We start from the raw sequence: 10,736 nt of genomic DNA on the forward strand, positions 1-10,736 counted from the left end.
GGCCGGCCATGCCCTGGTCGGCTTGTTGCTTATCAAGCGCTGGCCACCAGCAGCGGGGATTTTCATGTCGCATGACCATCGGGCAAAGAGGCCGGCCGGCCGGGTCCGCATCGGCTGGGTCGTTGGTTTGGTGCTGTTGCTGCTGTTGATCGCGATTGGCGTTTTCGTCAAGACCGGGCCGCATTCGATCGGCGCAGCGAAGCTGCCGGCACCGGAAGCCGCCGCCGTGGATACCAAGCCGAACCTGCTGGTGATCATGACGGACGATCTCGATCAGCCGGCTTTCGACCTGATGCTTCGAACCGGCTGGCTGCCGAACATCCAGCACGGCATCGTCGATCGCGGCGTGAGCTTCGACAACAGTTATGTGACCGATCCGGTCTGTTGCCCGTCGCGCGCCACGTATTTCACCGGCGAGTACGCGAAGAATCACGGCATCCTCAGCGTCACCAAGGGCGTGGCGTACTGGTATCTGGCGGCGGAGAATCGCGAAGATCGTGCGCTCGGCGTGATGATGCAGCAAGCCGGCTACTACACCGGCCACATCGGCAAGTACCTCAACGGCTACGGCATGTTCTCGGCCGAAGACCATGTGCCCAAGGGCTACGACGAGTGGTATGGCCTGGTGGATCCTTCGACTTACGACATGTACGACTACAAGGTGAACCTGTCGAAAGCCGCGACCGGCAAGACCGAAGTGCGGCAATACCATGCCGACCATCGCAGCGGTGCCGACTACCAGACCGACAAGCTCGGCGACTGGGCGCTGGAATTTCTCGACGGCGCGAAAACCAGCGGCAAGCCGTTCTATCTGACGCTCAAGCCGGTCGCGCCGCATATCGAGACGCAGAGCTTCCGCGACGATCCGAAGCTCGGCTATCGCGGTACGTTCCGCGAATACATCCGCCCGGCACCACGGCACGAGTGCCTGGTGCAGCGTTTCATGCCGGATTACGTCGCGCAGGAAAAGCCCGGTGAATGGTGTTCGCGCAGCCTGCCGGACAGCCTGGAGTTTTTATCCAAGCGGCCCTCGTTCAATGTGCTCGATGCCAACAAGCACCCGCGGCTCGAGCAGGTGCTGCAGAAGCTCACCGTGGAGAACGGTGACATCGGGGCGCTGGAACGCCAGCACCAGTTCCGCATGGCGGCGATGATCGCGGTCGACGAGATGATCGGCCGGGTGCTCGTCAAACTCGACGCCGACCAGCAGATGCAGGACACGATCATCGTGTTCACTTCGGACAACGGCTACTTCTTCGGCGAGCACGGGCTCAATTCCAAGCTGCTGCCGTACGAGGAATCGATCCGCGTGCCGCTGGTGATCCGTGTGCCCGGCACGCACAGAGGTACGCACGTTCCGGCGATCGCGCTGAACAATGATCTGGCGCCGACCCTCAGCGACTACGCCGGCGCGCATCCACTGCGCGACAGCGATGCTTTCGACGGCCGCAGCCTGCGTGCGCAGTTGTCCGATACACCGGCGATATCGGCGCGGCACCAGTTCATGGTCGAGCATTTCATCGAGGCGACGACGATGGAGCTGGCAGCGGATTTCCCGCTGTATCACAAGCTCTCCGAAGTCGCGACGCAGTTTCTCGGCAAGCTCGCCGGCTTCGAGTTCGGCGCGCTCGGCAACCTCAGCTATCCGCCGTACAAGGCAGTGCGCCGGCAGGTCGACGGCGACAACTGGCTGTACGTGCAGTGGTACGACGCGCTGACCAATCGCGTGCAGGTCACCGATGTCGGCCAATGGAAAGTCGATTTCGAGGAGCTGTACGATCTCGATCGCGATCCGTTCCAGATGGTGAACCTGGTGCCGCTGCTGCAGGATGCGGATTACGTGCGCGCGGCTGCGGCGATGGCGAAGATGAAGGGTGATCTGGAGGCGTTCAAAGAGTGCAAGGGCGAGAGTTGTCGCGAGGCGGAGGATCGGTGAGCGGCCACGTCGGCAAAGGCATGCCGACGGATCAACGCGCGGGCTCGTCGTACTTGCTGCTGTTTTGTTCGAGCAGAGCCGCGAGCTGGGCACGCGAAAACCATCGGCCCGCTTTCATGACTCCGAGCGGAGACTTCAGCGTCTCCAAAGACGTCAGTGGGTTCTTGTCCACCAGCACGAGGTCGGCGCGCAGTCCCTGTGTCACGGTGCCGAAGCCTTGGGCACCCGGCACCGTCTTCGCAATGAACTCGCCCGGTGTGCGCGTGGCCGCGGACAGCGCATCAAAGGGTGACAGTCCAGCCTTCACCAGCGCGCGCAATTCGTCATGAATCGAGTAGCCGGGATACATGCCTGGTACGACCGGGCTGTCGGTGCCGGCGAGCAGCGGCACACCTTTGGCTTGCAGGGCCTTGGTGAACTCGCCCAGGAACGCGAGCACGTCTTCTGCGCGGGCGCTGGCCGGCATGTCGGCACGGGCATAGGATGCGTTCGCCCAGTCGGCGCGCACGTTGGGTGTCATGAACGCCGCACGCGGATCGTGCATCGACCTGCTTGGGCCGCCCCCACTGGCGTGTGATCACTTCGTTGGTGGACAGCGTCGTCGTAACGTAGGCGCCAGAGCGAAAAGTGTCGGCGACCACGCTCTTGATACGTGAACGATCTTCGTGATCCTCAAACGCCGTGTAGAGGAACTCTTCGGCGTGCGCCACCATCACCTGGCCTTCGAACAAGGCTTTCGGCAGTCCGACCGAGCGCACTCCGTGTCCGACTACGGCCATGCCTTGGTTTTGGGCCTCGGCTACGATGGCCGCGAAAACCGGCGGACTCAGTTCGTTGTAGACCTTGATGAAATCGTAGCCGTTCGCTTTGGCCAGCTGCACAGCGCTGCGCGCCAACTCGGGTGTCGATACCGTCAAGCCTTCACCGCCACCATGCAGTTTGAACGCGAAGAAAATCCGAGGGCTTGCGATGGGTGCGCTCTCGATTCCTTGTGAAATCACACCAACGGCCGCGATCGGATCGCCGCCCATGTGCAGAACCGTGGTCACACCATTGGCGACATACAACGCCAGGTCGTCCGGCTTCGAAACATGCACATGCATATCCGCGAGGCCCGGCAACAGGTAGGCCGTCCCGTTTCCCTCGATGCGCTGCGCTCCTTCCGGAATCGGTACACCCTTCAAGGGCCCGATCTGCAGTATGGCCTTGTCCTGCACCAAGACCGTCTGATGTTGGAGGATGTGCTGCCGGTCCATCGGCAGCACGTTCACGTCGACGAACGCGACAGGCAGGTCCGCGTGAGCGGAGTGCGACCAAACCAATGCCAGCGACAACAGCATGCCGAAAGTCGTGTGCATGGAAAAACCCGTTGAATTCTCAGGTTTCAAGCTACAGCCGAGGGCGAATAGATACAAGGAAAACGCAGCGCGCGTGCGCGTACTTCTCGCCGGCAAGCGCCACCTCCGGCAGGGTTTGCCGGCCATCTCCGTGGATACCAAGAAGAAAGAACTCGTCGGCAACGACCGTCATGTAGAGCAGACCGAGTGGTTAGGCGCGTGTGAAGCGGCGGAAGACGCCAACAAACTACCCGCCAGCCGGAAGGTCGTAGAGCGCCAACACAACGTCCTCCCCGTCGATATCGACTTCCAACACCTGGTTGATCGGCTCACCGCTCACAGCCAGTTGATCGAGCGCCGCCTTAAACAGCAGCCGCTGAACGTCCTTGTTCACCGCCGGGATGATGATCATCAGGCCAGCATGCAGCGGCTCCACTGCATAGAGCCGCCGAAAATCCGCCGCGTTGTTGGTCACCAACACGAAATCGCCCTCGCGGGCATAGCGCAGAACCTGCGGGTCTTTCCAGCCCGCGCGGCCGACATGAGCAACGTGATGCGCCGCGTGCCCGGCCTGCGCAGCAACGGCAACCAGGTCAACGGTCAGGCATTCGTCAATCAAAAACCTCACACCTTGAGTGCAGACAAGGGCACGCGCACGCGATGCGCGGACGGGCGATCCTGCCAAGGCTGCCGGCGCGGACGGCCGCGCTGTGGATACGCTGCGGCATACACTGGCGCAAGCTGGATCATCTCGGCGGTGAGGCGGGGATAGCCCGCCTGCAGATCAGCCGGGGTTGATCCCTCCGCCGCCAGCGCCGCAATCAGATGCACCGGTACGCGCGTACCACGGAACACTGGCTCGCCGCCGAGGATTTCCGGATCGCTCACCACCATATGCCGGGCACGCTGCAACTGGCGCAGCGACTCCGCCAGCTCCCGCCGCGGCGCCCGCAGATCAATCTTGAGCAAGCCGTCATCGAGCGAAAGCATCGTCGATGACGAAACGGCCAGGGCATCGAATACCTGCCGCCGCAGCTCGGGGAAAAAACGATCCGCCAAACGCCGCTCCAGCGTCAGCGACAACAGCGCCTGGCGATTCAGCAGCCGAACCGATTGGCCGGCCCGCTCACGGATCACCGGCACCACCGTCTTTTTGTCGATCGCATTGTTCACCGCCTTGAGCGGAAGCCGGGTCAGCACCGCGGCTTCGGTGGCCGTGAACAAGGAGCTGTCGTAACTCTGCATCGGACACCTATATATGTTCTTCGTACAGAGAACATATAGTCCGATCTGCCGGGAGAAAGCAAGGGAAATCCTGGCAAGGATGGCCAGGCAGTTCCTCGGCAAGCTCGCCGGCGACAACTGGCTGTACTTGCAGTGGTACGACGCGCTGACCAATCGTGTGCAAGGGCGAGAGTTGTCGCGAGGCGGAGGATCGGTGAGCGCCGATCGCGCGCAATCGCGGTCAAGGACCGCTCCTACAGGAATATTGCGGACCGTCGTTTCGCGACTGTAGGAGCGGTCCTTGACCGCGATGAAGCGAGACGTCGCTCACAAAAAAGGCCGGATCGTCACGATCCGGCCTTTTTCATTTGCTGCCTCTTTTACTTCATGCCCTTCGCGTCGGCCTTCAGCGCTTCCGCACGGTCCGTCTTTTCCCATGAGAACGCGGTGTACTTCTCGCCGTTGGCGCCGACGACGTCGAAAGGCTTGCGGCCGAAGTGGCCGTAGCTCGCGGTCAGCTGGTACATCGGGTGAATCAGATCGAGCATCTTGACGATGCCGTAAGGGCGCAGGTCGAAGTGCTTGCGCACCAGCTTCTCCAGGCTCTCGTCGCTGAGCTTGCCGGTGCCGAAGCTGGTGACGAAGATCGACGTCGGCTCGGCCACGCCGATCGCATAGCTCACCTGCACTTCGCAGCGCGCGGCCAGGCCGGCAGCGACGATATTCTTGGCGACGTAGCGCGCCGCATAAGCCGCGCTGCGGTCGACCTTGGACGGGTCCTTGCCCGAGAACGCGCCGCCGCCATGGCGGGCCCAGCCGCCGTAGCTGTCGACGATGATCTTGCGGCCGGTGAGGCCGCAGTCGCCGACCGGGCCGCCGATGACGAAATTGCCGGTCGGGTTGATGTGGAACTTGGTGTTCTTGCTGATCCACTTCGCCGGCAGCACCGGCTTGAGAATCTCTTCCATCACGCCTTCGCGCAGCGTCTTCAGCTTGACGCTCGGATCGTGCTGGGTCGACAGCACCACCGCGTCGAGGCCGACGGCGACGCCGTCCTTGTAGCGCAAGGTGACCTGGCTCTTGGCGTCCGGGCGCAGCCACGGCAGCGCCGACTTCTTGGCTTTGCGGACCTTGGACTGCTGCTCGACGATGCGGTGGCTGTAGTAGATCGGCGCCGGCATCAGCTCCTTGGTTTCGTCGCAGGCGTAGCCGAACATCAGGCCCTGATCGCCCGCGCCCTGTTCTTCGGGGCTCTTGCGGTCCACGCCCATGGCGATGTCCGGCGACTGCTTGCCGATCAGGTTGAGCACGCCGCAGGTGGCGCCGTCGAAGCCGACGTCGGAGCTGGTGTAGCCGATGTCGGTGATGACCTTGCGCACCAGCGCTTCGAGGTCGATCCAGGCGGTGGTGGTGATCTCGCCGGCGACGATCGCGACACCGGTTTTGACCAGAGTCTCGCAGGCCACGCGCGCGGCCTTGTCCTGCGTCAGGATCGCATCGAGAACCGCATCCGAGATCTGGTCGGCGACCTTGTCGGGATGGCCTTCGGAAACGGATTCGGACGTGAACAGATATTCGGACATCAACGCACTCCAGGGAAGAACCAAGCAAAAGGCAGAAAACGAAGGTGTGCATCCGTGCATGCGGATGCACGGATGGTTGCGCATTGTAGCGACAGCTTTTGGCTACCGATAGGGAAGCGGTCCGGAGCCAGAGCCGTTGTGGCCGCGCGACCGATAGGTAAGCCGTACTACCGCACCAGAGCCCGAAGCGCATCCAGATGTTGCGGATATTCGCCCGCCAGTTGCGACAGGCTCATGAAATCGTGGTCGGCGTAGTCGAAGCCCGGCAGCACGACTTCGGACACCAGCGCATGAGCGACGTCCGGCGGCAGCTCGCTGGCTTTCCAAACCCCGCCCGGCACTGCCAGGAACAGCGACTGGCCGGGTTCGATACCCAGGGTGACGGTGCGCAGGCTGCCGTCGGCGGTCAGCAGCCGGTAATCGACCGGGCCGCCGTGCTGCAGGTAATGCAGGATCGTCGAGCGGTTGCGATGCAGGCGGCCGAGCGGCGAGCGCCGGTCCAGCAGATAGTGGATCGAGCTGGCGGCGGCGCGGGCGCCGGCCGGCGTATCGATCAGGCGGCCATCGGTGTAGATGCGGCGGAAGTAGCCGCCTTCGGGGTGAGCTTCAAGGCCGAGACGAGCAATCCAGTCCGCGGCTACCGTCACGACCCGCTCAGCCGAAGTGACACACGTAGTGCAGCGGCTCCAGCGCTTCGATGTCGAAGGCGGAGTCGCCCGGCACGTCGAACGACTGGCCGCCGGCGTAATCGGTCCATCCGGCCGCGCCGCTCAGCCTGACCCGGCAATGGCCGGCAACCAGCTCCATGCGCTCGGCAGCGGCGGTGGTGAAATGGAGCCAGGCCGGCGATGACGCCGCCGGCAGCGTCGCCGGCAGGATCACGCCGACAGACTTGCGCGTGCCGTCGGCGAACAACACCGTGTGGCTGACGCATTTGCCGTCGAAATAGAGGTTGGCCCGGGTCTGCACCGACACCTGGTCGAGCGTCGCCGCGGACATCAGACCTCTTCCATCACGAAGTCGAGCTTGCCGGCGCCGCAGTCGGGGCAGGTCCAGTCGTCCGGTACGTCTTCCCAGCGGGTTCCCGCCGGAATGCCTTCGAACGGTAGGCCTTTTTCTTCGTCGTAGACGAAATCGCAAACCAGGCAGCGCCACTTCTTCATGATGGAAACAATTCGTTGAGGGGATGGGAGACAGCAAAAAGGCGGCGCGGTAGATGCGCCGCCTTGGCCCCGGATTATGCCTGATCAGAGCGCGCCTAAGCGGCCTTCCGCCCCGCGTACTGAGCCAGCACCCGCTCGCGGAGTTCCGGCTTGATGTTGGCGCGACTCATGTCGCCGCGATGATGGGCGACCACTTTCGGGTTCATGACCTTGAACCACAGCGGCGGAAAGTAGGCCAGCAGGATCATCGACGCATAGCCCGAAGGCAGCTGCGGCGCCTCTTCGAAGTGGCGCAGCGACTGGTACGGCCGCGTCGGATTGGCGTGGTGATCGGAGTGGCGCTGCAGGTGATAGAGAAACAGGTTGGTGACGATGTGATTGCTGTTCCAGGAGTGATGCGGCTGGCAGCGTTCGAAAGAGCCATCCGCGCGCTGCTCGCGGCGCAGGCCGTAGTGCTCCAGGTAATTCACCACTTCCAGCAGGCTGCCGCCGTAGGCCGCCTGCAGCAGCATGAACGGCAGCGCGATCCAGCCCAGCCAGGCGGTCATCGCTATGAGGATCAGCGCGCTCAAACCCCAGGACTGCAGATTGTCATTGCTCCAGTGCCAGACCGAATGCCCCTGTTTGGCCAGCCGGCGCTTCTCGATGTTCCAGGCCGAGGCGATCGAGCCGGACAAGCAGCGCGGCAGGAACTCCCAGAAGGTCTCGCCGAAGCGCGCCGAGGCCGGGTCTTCCGGCGTCGCCACGCGCACATGATGGCCGCGGTTGTGCTCGACGTAGAAGTGCCCGTAGATCACCGGTGCCAGCGCGATCTTGGCCAGCCAGCGGTCGAGCCTGTCGGTCGCGTGGCCAAGCTCGTGGCCGATGTTGATCGCCGCGCCGGATACACCGCCAACGGTCAGCAGCAGGCCGAGCAGCTCCCACCAGGCTAGGTTCTGGCTCACCGCGATCCAGGTGCCGACGATAAAGCTCAGGTATTGGATCGGGATCGCGACATACACCGCCCAGCGGTAATAGCGCTCCTGCGACAGGCTGGGCACGCGCGACTCCGGCGGATTGTCGGCGTCGGTACCGCGCAGCCGGTCGAGCAGCGGGATCACGCCGTAGACGAAGATCGGCCCCAGCCACCAGAACAGGCCCCAGCCGGTCAGCGAATAGCCGGCGAAGGCGTACAGCGGCAGCGCGACGATGACCGCGCCGAACAGCCAGAAAGGGCGCTTCCTGTCGGTCCAGACCGGCGTGGCGCTCGTTGTCGTACTCATGGTTTCTCCTCCGACTTGCATACATCCGATGGTGTTAATCGACCGTTCAATTAACTTAATGGAACTCAGGGTGCGGGGTCAAGTCCCCCGATGTGCGGAGACTTGCCTGGTTTTTGCTAGTGCTCGTCAACCGGTAGGCTACGGCCTCCTGCGGCTTCTCTGCCGCACTAAACCATCGATACCCCGGGCGGCTTCGCCGCTCGATCGGAGCCGCGTGTATCTCGTCGCGTTGAAAATGCTGTTCGGCGATCAGTCGAAGTACATGATGCTGGTCAGCGGCATGGCCTTCGCCACGCTGCTGATGGCGCAGCAGTCCGCGCTGTTCTGCGGCCTGATGAGCTGGACCTACTCGCCGCTGGTGAACATGAATGCGAGCATCTGGGTCGCCGACCCGAAGGTCGAGCAGGTCAACGAGAACAAGCCGCTGCGCGATACCGACGCCGACCGCATCCGCTCGGTCGACGGCGTGGCCTGGGCCGCGCCCTTGTACCAGGGCATCGTCGTCGCGCGCGATCCGACCAACAGCAACTTCAAGTTCATCACCCTGGTCGGCCTCGATCCGACCACGCTGGCGGGCGCGCCGGGACACATCCTGCAGGGCTCGCTGGCCGATCTGCGCCGGCCCGGCACCGCGATCATCGACGAGTTCGCGGTGGAGCGTTTCAGCGAAGGCCGCGACACCAAGATCGGCGTCGGTGACGTGCTTGAGCTCAACGACAACGAGGTCGAGGTGGTCGGCATCTGCGACGTGCAGCGGCCGTTCATCGGTGGCCCTTACGTCTATACGACCTACGATCGCGCGGTCTCCGGCTACGCCTACAAGTCGCGCAAAATGCTGAGCTTCGTGCTGGCCGAACCGGCGGCCGGCCTGACCGCCGAAGTAGTCGCGCGCCGCATCGAACAGGAGACCGGCCTGAAGGCCTACACCAACGACGAATTCCGCTGGTCGACGATCCGCTGGTTCTTCAAGAACACCGGCATTCCGGCGGTCATGGGCATTACCGTGTTCATCGGCCTGGTCGTCGGTATGGCGATCTCGGCGCAGACTTTTTATTCCTTCGTGCTCGAAAACACGCGCTTTCTCGGCGCGCTGAAGGCCATGGGCACGCCGACGCCGGTGCTGTGCAAGATGCTGCTGTTCCAGTCCGTGGCGGTCGGGCTGATCGGCTACGGCATCGGCATCGGCATCACCGTCGCATTCGGGCGAATGGCGATCAGTACGCGCACGATTCCGTACGCGATGCCCTGGCAGGTTCCGGCGATCGTGCTCGGCATCGTCTTGCTGATCAGCTCGGTGGCGGCGCTGAGCGGCATCCTGCGCATCGCCCGGCTCGAGCCCGCCATCGTGTTCCGCGCATGAGCAAGCAGATCCCGACTCTGACCCCGACTTCGGGCGAGGCGGTGCGCATGCGCGCCGTCGACAAGTACTTCGGCGAAGGCGATGCGCGCACGCATGTGCTGAAGGCCACCGACTTCGACGCGCCTTTGGGCGGCCTGGTGATGCTGGTCGGCCCCTCCGGCTGCGGCAAGACCACGCTGCTGTCGGTGCTCGCCGGCACGCTGAATACCGATGGCGGCGAGGTCATGGTTTTCGGCGAGCGCGTCGACAAGATGAAATCCGGCGCGCTGACGCAGTTCCGCGCGTACAACATCGGCTTCATCTTTCAGCAGTTCAACCTGATCCCGACGCTGACCGCCGGCGAGAACGTGTCGATTCCCTTGCTGATCCAGGGCAAGTCCAACGCGTACGCCTTGAAGCGCGCCAAGGAAGTGCTGGAACGCGTCGGCCTCGGCCACAAGGCCAACGAGCGGCCGAGCAAGCTATCCGGCGGCCAGCAGCAGCGCGTCGCCATTGCACGCGCGCTGGTGCACGAGCCGCGTCTGGTGATCTGCGACGAACCGACCTCGGCGCTGGATCGTGAAAACGGCACCTTGGTGATGCAGCTGCTGCGCGACGTCGCCGCCAGCCCCGACCGCACGGTGATCATCGTCACCCACGACAGCCGCATCTATTCCTACGCCGACCGCATGGCGGAGATGGAGGACGGCCGCGTGTTCCGCACGCTCAACTCGCCGCAGGAAATCGCCGCCGAGCATCACGGCCACTAGTGCCTAATTGCATTATACATCGATAGTATTATGATAACCCCCATTGCGGCGTTGGGGGGGATGAGATGGCTCGGGTGGCGGTGACACTGTCGTTCACGGCGGAAGTGGAGGCTGAGTTGGAG

Annotated in this window: 12 protein-coding genes; 3 read left to right on the forward strand and 9 right to left on the reverse strand. The window is 63.4% G+C overall.

Going from position 1 to position 10,736, the window contains the following annotated elements; all coding sequences use genetic code 11:
* Nucleotides 1-64 precede the first annotated feature (64 nt).
* Complete coding sequence (locus JWQ90_RS01295) at nt 65-1,936, forward strand: sulfatase (protein WP_299688171.1); 1,872 nt, start codon at nt 65-67, stop codon at nt 1,934-1,936.
* 31 nt (nt 1,937-1,967) lie between these two features.
* On the opposite strand, the gene JWQ90_RS01300 is transcribed toward JWQ90_RS01295, so the two are convergent.
* The 9 genes from JWQ90_RS01300 to JWQ90_RS01340 form a co-directional block, all read right to left on the reverse strand.
* Nucleotides 1,968-2,375: an amidohydrolase family protein gene (locus JWQ90_RS01300; protein WP_299688174.1), complete on the reverse strand. Its 408-nt coding sequence runs from the start codon at nt 2,373-2,375 to the stop codon at nt 1,968-1,970.
* Nucleotides 2,260-3,294 carry a hypothetical protein gene (locus JWQ90_RS01305; RefSeq protein ID WP_299688177.1) on the reverse strand — a complete coding sequence of 345 codons (1,035 nt, stop codon included), beginning with the start codon at nt 3,292-3,294 and terminating at the stop codon, nt 2,260-2,262. Before JWQ90_RS01305 ends, JWQ90_RS01300 begins: the two co-directional genes overlap by 116 nt.
* Nucleotides 3,295-3,520: 226 nt before the next feature.
* Complete coding sequence (locus JWQ90_RS01310) at nt 3,521-3,901, reverse strand: DUF5615 family PIN-like protein (protein ID WP_366919402.1); 381 nt, start codon at nt 3,899-3,901, stop codon at nt 3,521-3,523.
* Nucleotides 3,898-4,497, reverse strand: coding sequence for a DUF433 domain-containing protein (locus tag JWQ90_RS01315; RefSeq protein ID WP_299688183.1), 600 nt, complete (start codon nt 4,495-4,497; stop codon nt 3,898-3,900). The genes JWQ90_RS01310 and JWQ90_RS01315 overlap by 4 nt, the downstream gene beginning before the upstream one ends.
* A 380-nt stretch (nt 4,498-4,877) precedes the next feature.
* Nucleotides 4,878-6,080 (reverse strand): methionine adenosyltransferase, encoded by a 1,203-nt coding sequence (metK, locus tag JWQ90_RS01320; protein WP_299688186.1) that lies wholly within the window; start codon nt 6,078-6,080, stop codon nt 4,878-4,880.
* Nucleotides 6,081-6,247: 167 nt separating this feature from the next.
* The gene (locus tag JWQ90_RS01325; protein ID WP_299688189.1) at nt 6,248-6,727 is read right to left on the reverse strand and encodes a cupin domain-containing protein; all 480 of its coding nucleotides are present in this window, start codon (nt 6,725-6,727) and stop codon (nt 6,248-6,250) included.
* A 7-nt stretch (nt 6,728-6,734) separates the two neighbouring features.
* Nucleotides 6,735-7,079 carry a pyrimidine/purine nucleoside phosphorylase gene (locus JWQ90_RS01330; protein WP_299688192.1) on the reverse strand — a complete coding sequence of 115 codons (345 nt, stop codon included), beginning with the start codon at nt 7,077-7,079 and terminating at the stop codon, nt 6,735-6,737.
* On the reverse strand, nt 7,079-7,243 hold the full coding sequence (locus JWQ90_RS01335; protein WP_299688195.1) for a rubredoxin: 165 nt from the start codon (nt 7,241-7,243) through the stop codon (nt 7,079-7,081). The genes JWQ90_RS01330 and JWQ90_RS01335 overlap by 1 nt, the downstream gene beginning before the upstream one ends.
* Before the next feature lie 95 nt (nt 7,244-7,338).
* Complete coding sequence (locus JWQ90_RS01340) at nt 7,339-8,505, reverse strand: alkane 1-monooxygenase (protein WP_299688198.1); 1,167 nt, start codon at nt 8,503-8,505, stop codon at nt 7,339-7,341.
* A gap of 214 nt (nt 8,506-8,719) precedes the next feature.
* On the opposite strand from JWQ90_RS01340, the gene JWQ90_RS01345 reads away from it, so the two are divergent.
* Together JWQ90_RS01345 and JWQ90_RS01350 are read left to right on the forward strand one after the other, a co-directional pair.
* Entirely contained in the window at nt 8,720-9,865 is a 1,146-nt protein-coding gene (locus JWQ90_RS01345) for an ABC transporter permease (protein WP_299688201.1), read from the forward strand.
* Complete coding sequence (locus JWQ90_RS01350; protein ID WP_299688204.1) at nt 9,862-10,614, forward strand: ABC transporter ATP-binding protein; 753 nt, start codon at nt 9,862-9,864, stop codon at nt 10,612-10,614. Before JWQ90_RS01345 ends, JWQ90_RS01350 begins: the two co-directional genes overlap by 4 nt.
* Nucleotides 10,615-10,736: the final 122 nt, after the last annotated feature.

The organism is Hydrocarboniphaga sp., from assembly GCF_028291725.1.
Classification (GTDB): domain Bacteria; phylum Pseudomonadota; class Gammaproteobacteria; order Nevskiales; family Nevskiaceae; genus Hydrocarboniphaga.